This is a genomic window from Labrenzia sp. THAF82 (assembly GCF_009363435.1).
In the GTDB taxonomy this organism is placed as follows: domain Bacteria; phylum Pseudomonadota; class Alphaproteobacteria; order Rhizobiales; family Stappiaceae; genus Roseibium; species Roseibium porphyridii.
In genome coordinates this window covers 2506631-2525764 of sequence record NZ_CP045354.1, presented here as the reverse complement: position 1 = coordinate 2525764, position 19134 = coordinate 2506631, and the positions used below count along the sequence as shown (strand labels likewise).

Genomic DNA, 19134 nt, shown 5'->3' with positions numbered 1-19134 from the left:
AACCTATACTCGGCGCAGCGCCCGCTGCCCCCGGAAATACGCCTCAATCCAGGGATCGTCATTTTTCATCATATCGTCCAGTGTCCCGATGGCCAGAACACGCTTTTTCCCAAGAACAGCAATGCGATCACAGATAGAATGAAGACTGTCGAGATCATGTGTGACCATATAAACGGTCAATCCGAGAGTCGAACTCAAGTTTGCAATCAGCGAATCAAAAGCCGCCGCACCGATCGGGTCGAGACCGGACGTCGGCTCGTCCAGAAACACCAAATCTGGATCAAGTGCAAGAGCACGGGCCAAACTGGCCCTTTTGACCATGCCACCGGACAGTTCGGAAGGTAATTTGTCGGCTGCATCCTGCGGCAGACCAACCAATTCCAGTTTCAATGTCGCCAACTCGTCCATCAATTGTGGCGACAGTTTCAGGTGCTCACGCATCGGCACCTGAATATTCTGTTTGACGGAAAGAGACGAAAACAACGCGCCTTGCTGGAAAAGTACACCCCATCGGCGTTCGATAGCCTTACGTTCATTCACGCTGGCTGTAGAAAGGTCATGGCCGAATACAGAAATCGATCCGGATCTTTTGCGGTTCAGACCCAAAATCGTGCGCATCAGCACCGATTTCCCGGTTCCCGATCCCCCGACGAAGCCCAGCACTTCGCCGCGACGCACGTCGAGATCGAGATCCTGCAGAATGATCTTGCTGCCAAACCCCACGGTGACGTTCCGAACGGACAGAACATTGCCGGCGCCTTCACTCGTATCGGCAGGCGTATTCTCAGTACTTACAGGAGCAGTCAGCGTCATGGCCTGGATCATACTCCAATCGCAGCGAAGAATATGGCGAAGAACCCGTCCACAACAATAACGAGGAAGATCGCCTTCACGACGGACATGGTGGTGTGGCGGCCAAGCGATTCTGAAGATCCTTCGACCTTCAGGCCTTCCACACAGGCAATAAGGCCAACGATCAACGCCATGAACGGCGCTTTCACAAGTCCAACAACAAGCGTTTCAGTTGTGATCGCTGCCTGAAGCTGCGTGAGGAAGGCTGCTGGCGGGATATCGAGGTAAGCCCATGTCACCAGCCCGGATCCGAACAGCGCCGACATGTCGGCAACAAAGGTCAGAATCGGAAGCGCAATCATGAGCGCCAAAATACGTGGCAAGACGAGAACTTCCGTCACGCTGAGGCCGATCACATGGAGCGCATCGACCTCTTCCTGCATGCGCATTGCACCAAGCTCCGCGGTGAACGCGGAACCGGAACGGCCTGCGACCATGATCGCGGTCAAAATAACCCCGATTTCCCGGAGCACCAGAATACCGGCCAGATCAACCACAAAGATGTCTGCGCCAAATTGCCTGAGATAAAAACCGCCCTGCTGGGAAATAATGGCACCGATCAAAAAACTCATCAGAGCAACGATCGGAACAGCGCCGATACAGCTTCGGTCGAACTGGACAGCAATTGAAATGCTGCGCAGACGCTTGGGATGCAAGAGCACCGTTGACAGAACCAAGCCGAGCGACCCCAGGATGTGGAGCATTGCCATGGCGTCCTTGCCGGCATCAACCATCTGACGACCGGTGGCTTCCAAAAATCCGGCGATCGAAAAAACACTTCTTTCAGGCCGGTAGCTCGGAGGGTGATGACGATCAATCTCATCGAAAAGCGTTTGGCGAATGGGTGTAACGCCCGTCAAACCGACCCTGCGTCCCTCAAATTCCAGTCTGCCGCGCGTCCTGTGAATGAGCCAAGCACCACTCGTATCCAGATGCTCAATTTTGGAAACATCTATACAGGTCAGCCGATCCTTGCCGACATTCAGTTTTTCAATGAGCTTTTCAGCGTCGCCGATTGTGCTGACGGTCCAGTCGCCCGACAGCGCCAGAAACTGGTGCTCCGGACCATCCGCTTCAAACTCCATATCCGGTGCAATGTTCTTTTCCAGGAATGCCATTGCGGATGGCTGCCCCCTTGCCGCTACTCAATCATCCTCCGTATACCTGATTGAAAAGATCAGGTCACGGCCTCATAAAGGAGGCTTCGATTTCTACCAACAGCCACCTGAAAGCGTAACACATGGAAATTGCCCGGCCTTATCTGTTGTTTCTTGGGGACGTTCCCGATGCCCTGGCGGCGAAGACCGCGACTGGTATTGTTGACTGGCGCAAAGACTGGTGCGTTGGTCAGGTGCGATTGCAAGGTTGCGCGGCCGATACGGGCCTGCCTGACATGTCGATCGGTGAAGGCAAGGCTGCCGGTGCACAGACACTGGTTATCGGAGCCGTCAACGCAGGGGGCCGGCTGCCGGATCACTGGGTGACCTCCATCGTTGAAGCTCTTGATTCAGGTCTTGATGTTGCTTCCGGCCTCCATGTGCGGCTCGGCGATATTGAAGCCATCAAAGAGGCGGCAGAAAGAAACGGTCGCCAGCTGCACGATGTCCGGCTGAACACCATGACTTTTGCCACCGGCAAGGGCACCAAACGCTCTGGCAAGCGCATTCTCGCTGTGGGCACGGATTGCTCGGTCGGCAAGAAATACACCGCCCTTGCAATGGACAAGGCTATGAATGCCCGCGGTTACGACAGTTCGTTCTGTGCTACCGGCCAGACTGGCGTCTTCATTTCCGGCCGAGGCACAGCGCTGGATGCGGTGATTGCCGATTTTATCGCAGGTGCCGCCGAATGGCTTTCGCCTGAAACAGACGACAACTCCTGGCAGATCATTGAGGGACAGGGGTCCCTGTTTCACCCTTCCTTTGCCGGTGTCACGCTCGGTCTCCTCCACGGGTCACAGCCGGACGGGTTCATCGTGTGCCATGAACCGACCCGCACGAAAATGCGCGGGGTCGAAACCCCGTTGCCAAGCATTCAGGACGTCATTGACCTGACCATCCAGTGTGGCCGATTGACCAATCCGAACATCCGCTGCGTCGGTATTGCGGTAAACACAGCCGCGCTCGACGAAGACGAAGCACAGGCCTATCTCGCGAAAATCGGCGAAAAACACGGTCTGCCAGCAACAGACCCGGTCCGGTTTGGGATGGAAGCAATTGTCGACAAGGTTTCTGCCGAGTTTGGTGCACCATGAGTTTGTCAGTTGAGTTGGTCGCCGAGCGGTTTGAAATCGCCGGAGGGTTTAAGATATCGCGTGAAACGCGAACGCATGCACAAGTTGTTATGGTCACCGTAAGCGACGGCACATCGACTGGCCACGGCGAATGCGTTCCCTACCCTCGCTATGGAGAGTCACTTGAGAGCGTTCAAACGCAAGTCGAGGAGATTGCCCCTCTTCTGAAAGAAGGGTTGTCGCGAGAGGCTTTGCTCAAGACCATGCCTGCTGGGGCTGCCAGAAACGCTGTCGATTGCGCGCTCTGGGACTTTGAGGCCAAACGTTCGGGCCGGTCCGCTGCCACGATTGCCGGGTTGGGTACTTTGAAGCCTGTCACGACGGCCTTCACCATCAGTGTCGACACACCCGAAATCATGGCGGAAAAGACCGCAGCAGCTGCTCATCGCCCGCTGTTGAAAGTCAAGCTTGCAGGTGCGGGAGACGACGAACGCATAGCTGCTGTTCGCGCTTCCGCACCGAACAGCACCTTGATTGTCGATGCAAATGAAGCCTGGGACGAAGGCTGCTTTGACAAAAACATGTCGGCTTGCAAGGCGGCAGGCGTTGCCCTGATCGAGCAGCCTCTTCCCGCCAAAGGTGACGAGTTGCTGGCAGACGCAAATCATCCTGTGACGCTCTGCGCCGACGAAAGCCTTCATCCTGGAAAAGGCGTTGACGAACTCCGCCGGAAATACGATGCGGTCAACATCAAGCTCGACAAGGCCGGTGGACTGACTGCAGCGCTTCAGCTTGTTCAGGAAGCAAGGGCAATGGAATTCAAGGTCATGATCGGCTGCATGCTCGGCACGTCCCTTGCAATGGCGCCAGCGGTGCTGATTGCACAGGGTGCTGATTTTGTAGACCTGGATGGCCCTCTTCTCCTGGCCCGTGACCGGTCTCCAGGTCTTCATTTTGATGGAAGTACGCTTTACCCGCCACAGCCTGAACTCTGGGGCTAGCCGAATTCCGTGCGTCGGCGCACCAACGGCGTCAGCGCGAGCATGAAGAGCGTACCGGCAAGAGCCACCAAAGCCATCAGGTAAAATGGCCAGTCTGGATTGAGATCATAAAGCGCCCCGCAGACGCTCAGTCCAATGGCCATCTGTATGCCGACCGAAGTCGCCAACAAACCTTGCCCGGTTCCAGCCCACCGGCTGGGCACGACCTTGGCAAGAATAGCCACGGCCCCAAGATGTGCTGCGCCGAAACTCAATCCATGCAGTAGTTGCAGTGCCGCCATTGTTTCCAGCGTCTCGGCAAACGGAAACAAGCCCCACCGGACCACCGCTGCCGCGCCGGCTGCAAACAGGAAAACCGGAGGATCAAAACGCTGCGCCAACTTGCCGGCGATTGCAAACAGACCGATTTCTGCAACAACGCCAATGGCCCAGAGCCCTCCGATTGCCAGGTCGGGCACATTTTTCGCTTGCCAGTAGAGCGTCCCAAAACCATAGAACGCGGCGTGACTGGCCTGAAACAGCCCCAGAACAATCAGGACAGGCCAGAACCACACCGTTCGAAAGGGTGTCGGAGCGTCCTCCCTATCCGCTTGAGCGGCGTGTTCATCTCGTCGCTGTCTTGGCAAGCTCATGACCACAGCACATGTGGCAAGGCTTGCGCCACAAATCGCAACAACCAGCAGCCAGGCCGACCCTTCTGACGTCAGCGCTCCACCAGCAAGCGTTGCAACTACAAATCCTGCTGATCCCCAAAGTCTCATGCGCGCATAGTCGGCCCCCGTGTTGCGTTGAACATCCAGCGCGTAGGCATCGCTCAATGGAACGATGGGAGCGTTCATCACCATAAAACCGATGACCGCGACACCGAGCATCACAAGACCGCCCGGGAGAAAGAAAAGTGCAAGAAATCCCGCGCCCACAAGAGAGTAGATCATAACCGAGAAACGTCGCTGGCCAGACCTGTCGGACAGATTCGAAAGGATCGGGCTTGCTCCAATACGAGAAATCGTACCGATTCCCAGAATTAATCCGATTTCAACCGGACTTAAGCCCTCCAAACCGAGAACAACCGGGAAAAACGGCAGGAACAGGCCAAATCCAAAAAAATGGCAAGCAAACAGTGCAGAGACTCTTGCACCAATCGGGAAAGAAATGTGTGACATGAAAACCCGGTAAAGAGGTCACCGCAAAAAGATGTTAACGATTTTCATCTTACTCTTTGGGCGAAGTTGACCGTGTTACGGCAACCAACGACCCTTAGGCAAGTTGAGATTCGCGTCCACATGAAAGCGGAAGCAAAACAGGAACAAACAGAGCTGATCAGCGACGCTGAATATCAGACTCTTGAGCAAACCCTGATGGAATCCGACCGCGGGCGTCGGTTTCTCAAGGAATTCCTCAAACGACAAAAGACTCCGGAGACAACGGAGATCCTTGGCGCAATTCAACGACTTGAAAAAGTCGTGACCCGACAGCGCAAGGTACCTGACCTCGACAAGATTCGTCTCGACATTGCAGACATGCATGAGGCCATTGAACGAACGAAGTCAGAGATTGCCAATATCAAGCAGGAAGAGGACGACAGCAACCGTTTTGTCGATGCCTCTCACGAATTGGATGCGATCGTTACACAGACCGAGGGCGCGACCCAATCGATCCTCGAAGCCGCGGAACAAATCCAGGAAAAGGCCTGGGTTCTTCGTGAAAACGGTGCCGACGACGCGACTTGCGACGATATCGACGCAAAGGCCACCGAAATCTTCATGGCGTGCTCCTTCCAGGACCTGACCGGTCAGCGGACCAACAAGGTGGTCCAGGTATTGCGCTACCTGGAGAGCCGCATCAATTTGATGATCAACATCTGGGGCATTGAAGATGTTCAGCCCGATGCTCTCGCCGGCCCTGTCGACTCGCGCCCGGATGCCCATCTTCTGAACGGACCGCAACGTGCCGGCAGCGGCGTTTCCCAAAACAACGTCGACGAACTGATGTCGGCAAGCGACGATGTCTTCGATGCCGCACTGAAGGAAAACAGCACCGAAGTGTCCGCCGAGGCACCTGTAGCAGAACCGGTAGCAACGCAGGCAAGCGAAGCAGATGTCGACGCCATAATGGCCAGTGAAACCGATGTTGATGCTATCATGGCTGGTGGTACTGAGCCTATGGATGCCGCCGCCATCGACGACATGTTCGCTTCAGCTGGTCCTGCTGAGGCAGACGAACCGGAAGTCGTCGAAGACGATGAACTTAAAAGCGCGGATCCTGACGCCACGCTGGACGAAGCTGCCATTGAAAAGCTGTTCGACAACGAGGTTGCCGAGAGCGAAGAAACCAACGTTGAAGTATTGTCTGACGCCAACGCGGAAGCAGAAGCAGAAGCTGACGCCGAATGGGAACTGACGGCTGAAACGACCGAAGCCGAAGGCGATGATCCTCTGGAACAGTTGTCAGAAGCCGAGCGTCAGGCTCTCTTCAACTGATCCAATGCTTTAAGTAACGAAAAGGCGCTGCATATTGTGCAGCGCTTTTTTGTATCTGTCAGACTGAAGCATCCCTCTATTCAAGGGTGTTGGCGCGAATTCGCTTTTAACAGCATATCCATATCGATGTTCCCGCCAGTCAGCACAAGCCCAACGACCTTGCCGCGCAGCGGAAGTTTACCGGTCAAGACTGCAGCCAGTGCCGCAGCGCCACCGGGCTCTACGACGAGTTTCAACTCCCTGAAGGCAAATGCCACTGCATCCAGTGCTTCGTCGTCCGAGACGGTGACACCCTGTCCGGCCATTTGACGAAGGATTGAAAAGCCGACGTCCCCCGGACTTTCGGAAAGCAGGGCATCACAGACCGAACCGGTTTTCCGGCTGTTTGACAGTAGGACGCCAGCTTCCAGCGAACGTTTATAGTCATCGAACAGTTCAGGTTCGACCGTGTGAAATGTGGCGGATGGCGCCATGTGTGAAAGAGCAAGCGCGATACCGCTTGAAAGTCCACCGCCGCCCGTGCAGGCCAGAACATCATCCAGGCGCAATCCCAATGCGGTCGCCTGAGCAGCCAATTCAAGTCCAACGGTTCCCTGCCCCGCAATGACCGCTGGGTCGTTAAAGGGGTGAACGAAGGTCGCCCCGGTTTCCGCACCGATCCTTGCAGCGATGGCATCGCGGTCTTCATTCTCGCGATCGTAAGTCACGACCTCAGCACCGAATTCCCGCGTGCGAGCAAGTTTGATCGCAGGTGCGTTCTTCGGCATGACGATTGTTGCCGGCATCCCAAGCAAGCGCGCACTTGCAGCAACACCTTGTGCATGATTGCCGGATGAACACGCGACGACCCCATTGGGCCTGTCATTTTCAGGAATGAGACTGAGTCGGTTGAAAGCACCCCGAAACTTGAATGACCCGCTTCTTTGCAGGTTCTCCGGCTTGATCAGCACAGTCGCCCCTGTGAGTTCATCAAGCAACGGATGGCGAAGAACTGGTGTCAGCAGCGCTTCTCCACGAATTCGTTCAGCCGCTGCTTCTATGTCTGAGAAAGATAAGGCCTTTCCGGAATAAGCGGCCGACTCTCCATCGGAGGGCATGGCATCAGTCTTGTTCATCGACACTCACTTCAGTGACTATAGGGAAGTCCGATGACTAGTTAGAAATCGGCTCAATATCAACAAGCCGGCAAGAATGAACCACATCACATGGGAGAAACACCGCAACTTCCCGGCTTCATTCAGCTGCGTTCGCTTCGGCAAACTGGGTATTGTGAAGGTCTCGCGCCCTAATGCAATTGTCCAGAAACTGATGAGCGCTCGCAGCCCATGTGTAATTCATCGCGATCTTGCGGCAATGTTCACGTGGGATATCAAGCGCCGCTTCAGCTGCCTCCTGCAGATTTTCAGACAAGATGCCCGCGCCGGTATCACCGATGACATCCAGAGGCCCCATCACGGGATAAGCGGCGACCGGCACTCCGCAAGCAAGTGCCTCCAGCATGACATTGCCGAATGTATCGGTGAGCGATGGGAAAACGAAGACATCGCCATCGGAATAGTGCCGGGCAAGTGCTTCACCGACCATTGCACCTGTGAAGTGGACGTCAGCATATTCACGGCGAAGCACTTCAAGTTGAGGGCCGCCGCCAACAACGACCTTTGAGCCCTTCAGCTTGAGATCCAAGAACGCCTTGATGTTCTTTTCAACCGCGACACGCCCGACATACATAAAGACAGGCCTTGGCAAGTCGGCTGGAAGAACGGACCCTTCATAAGGCTTGAAAAGTTGCTCATCGACGCCTCGGGACCAGCGCATCAGGTTCTTGAACCCGCGCTTGCGAAGATCCTGCTCAAGAGACCGGGTTGCGACCATGCAGCCGCACCCTGCGTTATGGAACCGGCGAAGCCAGCCATAGGACCAGTTCAACGGAACGGGCAGACGTGCAGACACATATTCTGGAAACCGCGTGTGGTAGCTCGTCGTGAATGGCAGGCCGGTCTTTTTGGCAACACTAGCAGCAAGCACACCGAGCGGCCCCTCGGTTGCTATATGCAGATGTTCGCAGTCATATTCCTCGATTTTGCGGCGAACCATGCCCCGATGCGCAAGGGACAGGCGGATTTCAGGATAGGTGGGGCATGGCAGCGTTAGAAAGGCCTGAGGCGACAAGACCTCAACACGAACGCCAATCGCTTCCAGCTCCTCAGCAGTTCGCTCCAGGGATCTGACAACACCGTTGATCTGCGGATGCCAGGCATCCGTCACAATCAGAATGGAACTCATGCGGCGACCGAAGCTTCCTTCGCCTCCACCGGCACGGCTCCCAACCGGGCGCTGTTCACCCATCGTATCACCTCAAACGTCCCATCATGGTGCTCAGCAACCGCAGTGCAGCTCTCCACCCAGTCTCCGGTGTTGATATAGTGAATGCCGTTCATATCACGGTTGGCGGCATGGTGAATGTGCCCGCAAATGACACCATCAACACCCTGGCGCCTTGCCTCTTCGGAAAGGGCTTCTTCGAACCGTCCAATAAAGCTTACCGCATTTTTGACCTTCAGCTTCGCCCAGGCAGAGAGCGACCAGTAAGTCAGGCCCAGGCGGCGGCGTACCAAGTTAACCCAGGTGTTGACGTTCAGCGCCGTCACATAGGCTTTGTCTCCGAAGAATGCGAGCCATTTGGCGTGTCGGATCACAACGTCGAACTGGTCTCCATGTATGACCAGATATCGTTTTCCGTTCGCCGCTTCATGCACGATTCTATCGGCAACCTCTACACCTCCGAAATGAGTGCCCAGAAAGTTTCTCAGGAACTCGTCGTGATTGCCGGGAATGTATAGAACACGTGCGCCCTTTCGGCCTTTGCGAAGGATTTTCTGGACCACATCGTTGTGCAGTTGTGGCCAGTGCCAGGACCGTTTCAACCGCCAACCGTCGACAATATCTCCCACGAGATATACCGTCTCGGCGTCGTTTTCCTTCAGAAAGTCCAGCAGCAGTTCAGCTTGGCAACCACGTGTGCCCAAGTGCACATCCGAGATGAACAGGGCCCTGTAGTGGCGCGATGCCTCCGAGACAGACATAGCAATTCTCCAAATACCTTTTGGAGCGCTTTAGACGCGATTCAGGTATCACTATTGTGACAAAACGCCAGGGATACCGCCGAGGTTCTGATTTCCGGCGATTATGATTAACGTTGGATCAGTCCGCAAAACGTCAAGATTTCTAGCTGAAACAACCTGACCTTACGCCAATCCCCTACCTGCAAGAGCCTGTTTCAGCTATCAGATTGACGGCACATTCGTAGGCAGCCAAAAGAGGCAACACGATTGCCCAAAGAGGAGACAAGAAATGGACCTGGGTCTAAGCGGTAAAAAGGCCATCATCTGCGCATCCAGCCGAGGCCTGGGTCGGGGCTGTGCGGAAGCCTTGGCAGAAGCGGGATGCGACATTGTTCTGAACGGGCGCAACGAATCCGTGCTTGCCGCGACCAAAGCCGCCATTCAGGAACGCTACGATGTAAGCGTCCAAAGCGTCGCTGCCGACGTCTCAACCCGTGAGGGTCAGGACGCTTTGCTTGCGGCCTGCTCAGCACCCGACATTCTGATCAACAACAACGGCGGTCCACCTCGCCGGGACTACACCGAACTCACCCGGGAAGCACTGCTCGAAGGCACGGTTCAGAACTTCGTCACACCAATCGAATTGATCCAGGCCGTAGTGCCTTCAATGAAGGAACGCGGTTTCGGGAGGATCGTCAACATCACGTCCCTTTCAGTCAAAATGCCGATTGAAGGGCTGGATCTTTCCAGCGGAGCGCGGGCGGGTCTCACAGCCTTTCTGGCCGGTGTAAGCCGTCAACTGGCTCCCCACGGCGTCACGGTAAACAACATCCTGCCCGGCAAGATGGATACGGACCGCCTGAAAGGCGGCTTTGAACTGTCTGCAAAACAGTCCGGCAAAAGCGTCGCCGCGGTCCGCGAGGAACAGGCAGCCGGCATCCCGATAGGGCGATTTGGCAACGCGGAGGAGTTCGGTCAGGCCTGTGCATTCTTGTGTTCGCAATATGCCGGCTACATCACCGGACAGAACCTCCTGATTGACGGCGGCCTTTATCCAGCAGCGTTTTAAGAGACCGCTCCTTCGTAAAAAAGGCCGGGGTTTTCCCCGGCCCATTGCATTCCCACTTTGACTTGATCAGAACTTGTAACGCAGCGACGCTGAAATGATGTTCACATGGCTGTCGACATCGGCAGTGTAGGTGCCGAAGGTCGCGTTAAAGTCCTGGTGGTTGGAATCGATATTGATCTTTGTCGATTCCGGGATGATGTGCGTGTACCCCAAATCAAAAGACAGATGCTTGTTGAAGTTGTAGCTTGCACCTGCGGAGAGCCACCAGCGATTGTTGTCCGGCAAACGGGTCGAGCGGATATCCTCGTCGATCGGTGAGATTTCGTAGCCAAGACCAGCGCGAAAGGTCAGCTTCTCGTTGTAGTCGTATTCCCCACCAAGCGAGAAAAACCAGCCGTCATCATAGTTGAAATGAAGCGTGGTCAGCGCTGCGCCGGTTGCATCGGAAATTGCACGCGGCGATTTCAACCGGCTCCAGTTTGTCCATTCAACGGTACCCAATACACGAATTTTGTCAGTGATTTTTTGCCGGGCAGAAATGTTGACCATATCGGGCGTTACGACACCAAGGCCGATGGCCCGGGTCACACCTCCAACGATCAGGTCACCATCAAGGTCATGACCGACGCCGGAACGATAACCGACACCGATTTCCGTACCCTCCATCGGGCGTACCGTCAGACCGGCCGTAACACCATAGCCGATGCTGCTGCCCGAGATTTCGTTCGAACGCGGAAACCCTGCTCCCGAGGTCGCGTCTGCCGACTTCAGCGAGACATCGAGGTATTGAACCTGAATACCGACGGCCAACGAAAACATCTCGTTGATCTGAAGCGCAACAGCCGGATTGACGTTCAGCGAGAACACCGACGACGATCTTGAATAGAACTGAGCCGCCCAGTTTTGCTCCGGTTTGGTAGACAATCCGAAGGGCGCATTGACGCCGACACCGAAGACCAACTGGTCGTTCAGTCGATAGGCGGCATAGGATGCCGGAATAAAAGCATCAGACGCGATGTCACCGCTTCCGATAGAGGATGTCCCAAGCGCTCCCCCGCTGAGCGTTCCATCGATTTCCGAGACCGGGAAAAGCCCTGTGTTGTGCGCCTCGACAGTCAGGCCCTGTTGCGCACCTATCAGCGACGCCGGGTTCCAGTACATAGAGGATATACCACCGCCCGAAGTTCCGTAGCCTGCGAATGACAGCCCCTGATAATAAGAGCTTTGCTCACGAAGAGCGAAGCCCCCTGCATGCGCACTGGTCGCAACTACAGATAGAATAATTGCAGAAGTTGTAAGTAGTAGTGTTCTTTTGTCTGCCCACGGCATTACGTTTTCTCCCGTCCTCATGCCCAAGGATGTTTCGTGACATCTCTAGACAGGTTTCCCGGAGAACGAAGACCGATTCAACACGTTAAAAAACTCAATCAGCTTTAAGAAAAACTATGCTGCAGCGCGAAATACGCCTTAATCAGACAGGTTATTCTCTTGGGCAGGATCATAACACTGACAAAAGGTTCGCTTCTGAGACTGTTTGTCACGTTGGCGACACACTTTCACACGATTGCCTAAAAAACAGGCAATCGAGCGGCGACCTTCCGATAACGTCAATTAACCTGTGGACGTTGCGGCTTTGCCACACGTACCCCAAGGGAATATGCCGTCCTTGTTGGACAAACTTCCGCAGAAACACTGGCAATTTGCACAATCCATAGAAAGGCAGATTTGAAGACTGTGCCCCGTTTGGTGGCCCCAAAAGGTCTCCGAGATGCCGGAATCACCCCGAATTCAGATCGAATTTTCCAAGAAATCACCTGCTTCAAGGGCACAACCTGTGTGTGTCATCGCCCTGCACATCCATGTGGTTGTTGACGCAACTGCCTGATATGCAGTTGCGAAACCGGCAGCGCCAGACCGGGACGGGACGGCACTGCCGAAAGTCACTTCACACACTGTCGTCTCTGGCTGTCATGAAGCTGCGCATTGCCACTCTGCTCCAGGGACCAAGTCTGTGCTTCGCCGTCTGGTGACTTTCATAGATGCGTTTCGCCAAGGGGTCTTTCTCGGCAAACTCTGTCAGGACGATTCCCGCGGTTTCTTTCAGGGCACTCATGATGTCATCGGGATAAGGCAACACGCTGACGCCGTCTTCGTCCTGAAGCAGCTGTAATGAGCCCGCGTTTTCCCAATCACTTTCAGCAAGTGCCCGTCCGTTCTCCGCACGGCATGCCTCAAGCAAGATACTCTGAAAGTCTTCAGACAACCGATCAAATGCACCCTGATTGAAAAGCGCTTCACCAGTGCCGTTGGGTTCATGAAAGCCAGGCGAATAGTAGGACTTGGCGACTTTCTGAAAACCCATTGCCCGATCGGACCAGGGACCAAGAAACTCGGTAGCATCGAGAACACCCGATTGAAGTGCTTGAAAAAGTTCCCCAGGCGGCAGTCCCACAGGCGTTGCCCCGAGACGACGCATCACCTCGCCGCCAAGGCCCGGCATCCGGATTTTCAGTCCCTTGAGATCATCAAGCCCTTGAAGCTCTTTTTTGTACCAGCCGCCCATCTGGACGCCCGTATTGCCCGCCATGACAGGTTTCAGTCCAAATGGGGCATAAAGCTCGTCCCAAAGTGCTTGTCCGCCGCCGCGTTCGATCCAGGAAATATGCTCGTATGGCAACAGTCCGAAGGGGATGGCCGTAAAGAACACCGAAGCCGGGATTTTGCCTTGCCAGAAGAACGATGCCGTATGCGCCATTTCAGCCGTTCCGGCCGACACTGCATCAAACACGCCGAGCGCCGGGACCAATTCACCCGCTGCATAAAGCCGGATCTGAAAACGACCATTGGACATGGCCGCGACCTGATCGGCTATCCTTTGTGCACTCACACCTGGGCCCGGCAGGTTCTTCGGCCAGGAGGTAACCATCTTCCATTCGATGGGATCAGCATCGTCCGCGATTGCCGGCACTGCGAGCACGGAAACGCCTGAAAGGGCCGATGCCCCCAGCAAGGACCGGCGGTTGATGAGACGTCCTTCTGACGATTTCATGTCCGTCATCTCATTTGCTCCAAAGGGAATGAAAGTGGTGTACTGGCCCGTGTCCCTGGCCGATTTTGAGCAAATCAGACGCGGCAATAGCTGCCTGTATGTAGCTCTTTGCTGATCTGACCGAGGCTTCAAGCCCCTGCCCCTTGGCAAGCCCTGCGGCAATCGCAGATGACAGGGTACAACCGGTTCCGTGCGTGTTGCCCGTGGCAATTCGAACGTCACGAAGCCAGATCGCTGGCCCATTCAGTGTCAGGAATAGATCTGCACTCTCCTGACCGGTTCCATGCCCGCCTTTGAGCAGAACGGACTGCGCGCCCATCTTGAGAAGATGCTCAGCCTGCTCCTGCATCTGTGCTTCTGTTTCGGCTACATCCGTTTCAAGCATTCTGGCCGCTTCGTGAAGATTGGGCGTGATTACCTCCGCGAGAGGTACAAGAAGCTCGATTAGACTGGAGACAGCTCTGGTTTGGAGCAGAGGGTCGCCGGAAGCGGCAACCATCACCGGATCAAGGACAACTGGTCCGGTTGAGTGGGCTCCAAGCCCCTCAGCAACAGCTTCTATGATAGGCACCTTTGAGAGCATCCCGATTTTGGTCGCCCCGACTTTCAAATCGGAATAGACGGCATCCATCTGCGCCCGCACAAAATCGGGTGGAATATCGTGAATGGCGCTCACGCCAAGGGTATTTTGCGCAGTCAAGGCGGTCAGGACGCTGGCCCCATACACGCCGTTTGCCGAAAAGGATTTCAGATCAGCTTGAATGCCGGCGCCACCGCCGGAATCAGAGCCTGCAATCGTCACCGCAATCGCGGTCATGGTGTCCTCCTTCGAAAATCTGGAATTCTGATGCTTAAGCGCTGCGAAGACGGGCTTCGATATCGCTGAGGCTGAGGCTGTAAAGAGCATCGAGCAATTCAGGCACGAACGTGCCCGGGCCCGCTGCCTGACCGGCAGCAACTTCACCTGAAATGTTGAACACCGACAAACCGGCCGCCGCCGCCAGTGCTGTGTCCTTCTCGACACTGGCAAATGCTGCCAAAACGGCACCACCTGCACACCCGGTCGCCGTCACGCGCGCCATCAGGGGATCGCCGTTGAGAAGATGAAAATCTCTCTTGCGGCTTTCGATCTTGTCCCGTTCTCCGGTTACGGCAAGAACCGTTCCCTGCGCAATCAGTGCCTCGACATCTGCCCGGTCCTGAAAAAGAGCGTTCTGTTCAGCCTCGTTCAGGCGAACGAGATCCGGCTGAAAGGCCAAAAGCTCCTTGGCGAAAGCGCATCGGACCGGCGACAGGTTCACAAAGACCGGGTCGATCAGGACAGGATGATTGTTCTCCCGCGCGGCTGCCACGGCCAACGGAATGGCTGCACGGCGGGTTTCGTCAAGCGTGCCAAGATTGACCAGAAGCGCATCCGCACCGGCGGCGAAACTCGCAACCTCCTGCGGCGCAATGGTCATGGAAGGAATGGCACCAAGTGCGAGCAGCACATTGGCGGTAAAACCCTGTGCAACGGCATTGGTTATTGCGTGAACGCGCGGTGTTCGCCGGCGCACACGCTGCAGAAGATCAAAAACCGTCTCGGGTTGAAGATCTTGCGTTGAAGCCGCGATTGAGAGGCTCATGTGTTCCCCCCGGGCATCGTCGGTTTCAGGCCGGAAAATTCTGCAAGATTGAAAAAGGCTATTGCCAGAGACATCGTCATCTCAAATCCCTCCGCCGGTACCAGCCGGATCAGGTTCAAGGAGTTGGCAAGTCGCCTCTCAGCCCGCGCCACAATGGCCGGGCACCCCCATGAGATGCTTGCACTGCTAACAAGGCTGACAACGGATTGCAAGTACCTGCCCAAAGGCTTGTCGGCATCTGCAATTGACTGTGGCGAGGAGATGCGCGATGTCCTTGAGAGCAATTTAATCCAACGCGCCAAACGTCCGGAGCTCCGTATGACCCCGTTTTTCGTGATGATCAAATGCCAACTGGGAAAGACCTATCAGGTTGCCAGCGCTATCGCAGATGCAGAAATCGCGTCGGAAGTCTATTCCACCAGTGGCGATTATGATCTTCTGGTCAAGTTCTATGTCGAAAGCGACGCGGATATCGGCCATTTCGTCAATGAAAAGGTGCATCCTATCGATGGGATTCAGGACACCAAGACGATCATTACTTTCAAAGCCTTTTAAGGCACTGCAAGCAGGAGCCGAAAAATGCGCATGATGAAATCCGCCTTGCTATCCGCCACCCTCTGCATTCTTCCAGTCACCGCGAGTGTACCGGCAAAGGCACAAGGCATGCCGCCGGAACAGATCAAGCAAATTCTTGAAGTCACCAAGACCAGCTGGGTGGCCTTCCGGGACTGGGAAGGCCAGGACCTCATCTATTTTACCCACCTTGAAGCCTGGAAATGTGGCATCGACTACGTCTTCTTCGGCCTGAATGGAAGTCCGTTGGAAGAAATCTGGGAGCTGGATGCGTGTGACCCGGACAATCCGAATGCTGTTTTGAAAGACAAGCCGTATCTGGAAATGCCGGACGGCTCTGTTCAATCCATCAGCGTTCAGCTTGTCTTTCCGGACGGCACCAAAAGCACGGTCGAGACCTTCCCCTACAAGCCACAATGACCAACGACACTTGGCTCAAAGCCTGACCCTGCGGTCACGACTTTGACGGTGAGGACGCTCTTCGTGCCTTGGTTCTGTCGAGGCCAAGCCTGTGCTCGCGGTAAATCACGAAAATGCCGGCAGCAATGACAATCATCGCGCCGAGCACTACCTCTGTAACCGGCACTTCGGAAAAGATCAGCCAGCCGACGACAATCGCCCACAGCATGTTGACGTAGTCGAACGGAGCAATGGTTGAGGCTTCCGCGTAGCGATAGCTTTGCGTCAGAAAAATCTGTCCGACCCCACCGGCAAGCCCGATCAGAACCAGCAGTCCTGCAGTCGATGCATCCGGCCAGACCCACGCTTGCCCAGACGCAAGCAGGCCTAAGGGAAAGGTCAGCAAAGACAGCAAGGTGGCAGCACCAGCAAACCAGGTGACGATGGTTGACGTGCGTTCCGTCTCGCACAGCTTTCGCACTGTGATCATGGCCAGCGCGGCAAAACCTGCACCCGTCACACCAATCAGCGCGCCAAGCGCCGAAGCATTGTCGAGTTGCCCTTCCCCCAGATGGGGAGACAAGACGACGAGAATGCCCAAAAATCCGACGCCGACCGCACTCCAACGATAAATACGCACCTGTTCGCCAAGCAGAAAAAACGCGAGAACAACCACGATCAGGGGTGTGGCAAAACCGATCGCGGTCGCATCCGGCAATGGCAGCAGATAGAGCGCAGTAAAGCCGCACACCATTGCTGAAAGTCCGACGGCAGCGCGCGTCAGGTGGCCCTTTGGGTTCTGTGTTTGAAAGGCAAGCCCAAGTTCGCCTCGAAAAGCAACCATCAACAGAACCGGGAACAGACCGAAAAAGTTTCGTGCGAAAACAAGTTGACCAATTGGCACGGTTTCAGCTGCGATCTTCAGCGCGGTTGCCATGACGAAAAACGCAATTGTCGAGGCCAGCTTCAGTGAAATACCGAGCATGGGCGCATGACGCGTCATGCCGGTCGGTGCAGGCTGCCGTTTCAATCGGGTTTTCACGCTTGCAAGCGTCATGACGAATTCCAGGAACCGGCGCAATGAAAACGTCTTGCCCGTGATGCACCGGACTGGAAATCACGTGACGTTGAACAGAAACTGCCATCGACTGAAAGCTCAGCCGCATCAAGAAACGGATCGCCTTGAAAAGGCAGTTTTGGGGCGGGGTCTTAAATGAGTAGCCTGAACAGTATCTGTCCTGTGCGCATCATTTGCAACGCCGCTCTTGAAATTCGTCATCAGGAGATACGAGCGCAAGCCGGATCAGACGCCATCCGGCGACGCGGTTTCAAATCGCTGGAACCACTCAAAATGTCTTCTGCCAATCGGACTTTGGTCTGCATCGTCATAGCTTTAGCGCCATGCACAAGCACAGCCCTGCAGCTCTTTTGTCGCAAATCTCTGCCTGTTTGACGCCTGAAATTGTTCTTTCAGGCTGCCAATCCCTAGAGCTTAGCCTCTTTTTCCGACAGCAGTCTCGCCAGTTCTTCCGGCGGCATCGTCTCGCGCTCGGCGATGGACACTTCAAAGCCCTTGAGGCGTTTGTAGATGGAAAGCAGTTCGATAATCGTCGACCAGGAATTCACCAGATACTGGAAGGAATTCGAGACCTGGCCAAACGCCGTCAGGATCTGCTGGACGATACCGTATGTGATCGTACCGGCGACAATCGTTGGTACCAGAATGAAATACGTGAACATGTTGTCGGCCTGCAGATAGAACCCGCGCGCCAGATTGAAATAGAGGTAATGAAAATAGAGACGGAAGTAGTTCTTCCTTACATTGCTGAACAGCTCGGTGAGAGTTGGCGGCTGAGCCCTGTGCTCATGATCCTCACCATAGACGAGCTCTTTTCGGTACGCGGCTTCAACCCTTTGGTTGTGAAACTCAAGTCCGGGCAGCCTGATCCCGACCACGGCAAGCAGAACGGTCCCGAACAATGACCACAAAATGGCTGCAGTGAAGAGCGGCGCGGGGATTTCACCGACAATCGGCAAGGTGCTGACATAAGTCGACAGACTGAAAAGCACAGGAAGGAACGCAATCAGCGTCATGACGGCGTCGATCATGGAAACACCCAGGCCTTCCATGATGGAGGCAAAGCGCATCGTATCTTCCTGAATACGCTGCGAAGCACCCTCGATGTGACGAACATTGCCCCACTTGGCGACGTAATAGTCGTTCATCGCGGTACGCCAGCGGAAGATATAGTGGCTGACAAAGAACCTGTTCATCACAAACAGGGCCATCGACAGCCCTGCAATCTGCGCAAACATCAGCATGAGCATGTAAAAATCGGCGGCAACAACGCCTTTGTCGCCTTCCAGCGCATTTTGCAGCGTATCCCCGAACGGTCGCCGCCAGTTGTTGATCGCCACCGAAACCTGAACCGAAAAATAGGTGATGAAAATGATCAGCGAAGAACCCCAGACGGACCATACATGCCATCTGTGATCGCGCTCGAAATACCACCAGAAACCGCCGAAAAGCACGGTGCAAACGGCGTAGTAGATGTAGAACCACAAGAAGTCGGGTGTCACGAAAAACCTGAGATCGATCGGGGGTGGACCTTCAGGTGCAGTTCCAAGCCCCAGGCTTGGACCAAGGTCACTGGCAAATCCGTACCAGACGATTACTGCAGCAAGCGACCATATCGCGGCAGACAGGAAAAACAGTTTTGGTTTCGGAAAGAAGGATTGAAACACAAGTAAATTCCTGACTGTTCGGTTTAATGAGTGACGATCAGAGCCG

Annotated in this window: 18 protein-coding genes and 1 riboswitch; of the genes, 6 read left to right on the top strand and 12 right to left on the bottom strand. The window is 55.1% G+C overall.

The features are described from left to right. Positions 1 to 3 precede the first annotated feature (3 nt). Positions 4 to 813, bottom strand: coding sequence for an ABC transporter ATP-binding protein (locus tag FIV00_RS11870; protein WP_209006895.1), 810 nt, complete (start codon positions 811 to 813; stop codon positions 4 to 6). A gap of 8 nt (positions 814 to 821) precedes the next feature. Continuing rightward, the gene (locus tag FIV00_RS11865) at positions 822 to 1970 is read right to left on the bottom strand and encodes an ABC transporter permease (protein ID WP_152500942.1); all 1149 of its coding nucleotides are present in this window, start codon (positions 1968 to 1970) and stop codon (positions 822 to 824) included. A 122-nt stretch (positions 1971 to 2092) separates the two neighbouring features. On the opposite strand from FIV00_RS11865, the gene dgcN reads away from it, so the two are divergent. Both dgcN and dgcA read left to right on the top strand, forming a co-directional pair. Next, on the top strand, positions 2093 to 3106 hold the full coding sequence (gene dgcN / locus FIV00_RS11860) for an N-acetyltransferase DgcN (protein ID WP_152500941.1): 1014 nt from the start codon (positions 2093 to 2095) through the stop codon (positions 3104 to 3106). Beyond that, the gene (dgcA, locus tag FIV00_RS11855) at positions 3103 to 4086 is read left to right on the top strand and encodes an N-acetyl-D-Glu racemase DgcA (protein ID WP_152500940.1); all 984 of its coding nucleotides are present in this window, start codon (positions 3103 to 3105) and stop codon (positions 4084 to 4086) included. The genes dgcN and dgcA overlap by 4 nt, the downstream gene beginning before the upstream one ends. Here dgcA and FIV00_RS11850 read toward each other — a convergent pair. Further along, positions 4083 to 5249: an MFS transporter gene (locus FIV00_RS11850; RefSeq protein WP_152500939.1), complete on the bottom strand. Its 1167-nt coding sequence runs from the start codon at positions 5247 to 5249 to the stop codon at positions 4083 to 4085. The two genes, dgcA and FIV00_RS11850, sit on opposite strands and share 4 nt — an antisense overlap. A 120-nt stretch (positions 5250 to 5369) precedes the next feature. Between FIV00_RS11850 and FIV00_RS11845 the strand changes: the two genes are divergently transcribed. Beyond that, a complete protein-coding gene (locus tag FIV00_RS11845) occupies positions 5370 to 6566 on the top strand; it encodes a protein phosphatase CheZ (RefSeq protein ID WP_152500938.1) in 1197 nt (398 codons plus the stop codon). 80 nt (positions 6567 to 6646) lie between these two features. On the opposite strand, the gene FIV00_RS11840 is transcribed toward FIV00_RS11845, so the two are convergent. From FIV00_RS11840 to FIV00_RS11830, 3 genes are all read right to left on the bottom strand, one after another. Continuing rightward, entirely contained in the window at positions 6647 to 7663 is a 1017-nt protein-coding gene (locus tag FIV00_RS11840; protein WP_152504230.1) for a threonine/serine dehydratase, read from the bottom strand. Positions 7664 to 7799: 136 nt separating this feature from the next. Next, on the bottom strand, positions 7800 to 8849 hold the full coding sequence (locus FIV00_RS11835) for a glycosyltransferase family 1 protein (RefSeq protein WP_152504229.1): 1050 nt from the start codon (positions 8847 to 8849) through the stop codon (positions 7800 to 7802). Beyond that, positions 8846 to 9649 carry a UDP-2,3-diacylglucosamine diphosphatase gene (locus FIV00_RS11830; protein ID WP_152500937.1) on the bottom strand — a complete coding sequence of 268 codons (804 nt, stop codon included), beginning with the start codon at positions 9647 to 9649 and terminating at the stop codon, positions 8846 to 8848. The genes FIV00_RS11835 and FIV00_RS11830 overlap by 4 nt, the downstream gene beginning before the upstream one ends. A 268-nt stretch (positions 9650 to 9917) precedes the next feature. On the opposite strand from FIV00_RS11830, the gene FIV00_RS11825 reads away from it, so the two are divergent. After that, on the top strand, positions 9918 to 10697 hold the full coding sequence (locus tag FIV00_RS11825; RefSeq protein ID WP_152500936.1) for an SDR family oxidoreductase: 780 nt from the start codon (positions 9918 to 9920) through the stop codon (positions 10695 to 10697). 66 nt (positions 10698 to 10763) lie between these two features. On the opposite strand, the gene FIV00_RS11820 is transcribed toward FIV00_RS11825, so the two are convergent. The 4 genes from FIV00_RS11820 to FIV00_RS11805 form a co-directional block, all read right to left on the bottom strand. Beyond that, positions 10764 to 12026: an OmpP1/FadL family transporter gene (locus FIV00_RS11820; protein WP_152500935.1), complete on the bottom strand. Its 1263-nt coding sequence runs from the start codon at positions 12024 to 12026 to the stop codon at positions 10764 to 10766. 616 nt (positions 12027 to 12642) lie between these two features. After that, positions 12643 to 13755, bottom strand: a complete 1113-nt coding sequence (locus tag FIV00_RS11815; RefSeq protein ID WP_152500934.1) for a TRAP transporter substrate-binding protein — start codon at positions 13753 to 13755, stop codon at positions 12643 to 12645. Position 13756: 1 nt separating this feature from the next. Further along, positions 13757 to 14563: a bifunctional hydroxymethylpyrimidine kinase/phosphomethylpyrimidine kinase gene (thiD, locus tag FIV00_RS11810; protein ID WP_152500933.1), complete on the bottom strand. Its 807-nt coding sequence runs from the start codon at positions 14561 to 14563 to the stop codon at positions 13757 to 13759. A 34-nt stretch (positions 14564 to 14597) separates the two neighbouring features. Beyond that, positions 14598 to 15371 carry a hydroxyethylthiazole kinase gene (locus tag FIV00_RS11805; protein ID WP_152500932.1) on the bottom strand — a complete coding sequence of 258 codons (774 nt, stop codon included), beginning with the start codon at positions 15369 to 15371 and terminating at the stop codon, positions 14598 to 14600. 68 nt (positions 15372 to 15439) lie between these two features. Further along, a riboswitch (TPP riboswitch) is annotated at positions 15440 to 15550 on the bottom strand. A 139-nt stretch (positions 15551 to 15689) separates the two neighbouring features. Here FIV00_RS11805 and FIV00_RS11800 point away from each other — a divergent pair. Then, a complete protein-coding gene (locus FIV00_RS11800; RefSeq protein WP_152500931.1) occupies positions 15690 to 15926 on the top strand; it encodes an Lrp/AsnC ligand binding domain-containing protein in 237 nt (78 codons plus the stop codon). A gap of 24 nt (positions 15927 to 15950) precedes the next feature. Continuing rightward, positions 15951 to 16364 carry a hypothetical protein gene (locus FIV00_RS11795; RefSeq protein ID WP_152500930.1) on the top strand — a complete coding sequence of 138 codons (414 nt, stop codon included), beginning with the start codon at positions 15951 to 15953 and terminating at the stop codon, positions 16362 to 16364. 34 nt (positions 16365 to 16398) lie between these two features. Here FIV00_RS11795 and FIV00_RS11790 read toward each other — a convergent pair whose 3' ends face one another. Then, positions 16399 to 17400 carry a DMT family transporter gene (locus FIV00_RS11790; protein ID WP_152500929.1) on the bottom strand — a complete coding sequence of 334 codons (1002 nt, stop codon included), beginning with the start codon at positions 17398 to 17400 and terminating at the stop codon, positions 16399 to 16401. Positions 17401 to 17828: 428 nt separating this feature from the next. Beyond that, a complete protein-coding gene (gene sbmA / locus FIV00_RS11785) occupies positions 17829 to 19088 on the bottom strand; it encodes a peptide antibiotic transporter SbmA (protein ID WP_152500928.1) in 1260 nt (419 codons plus the stop codon). Positions 19089 to 19134 lie beyond the last annotated feature (46 nt).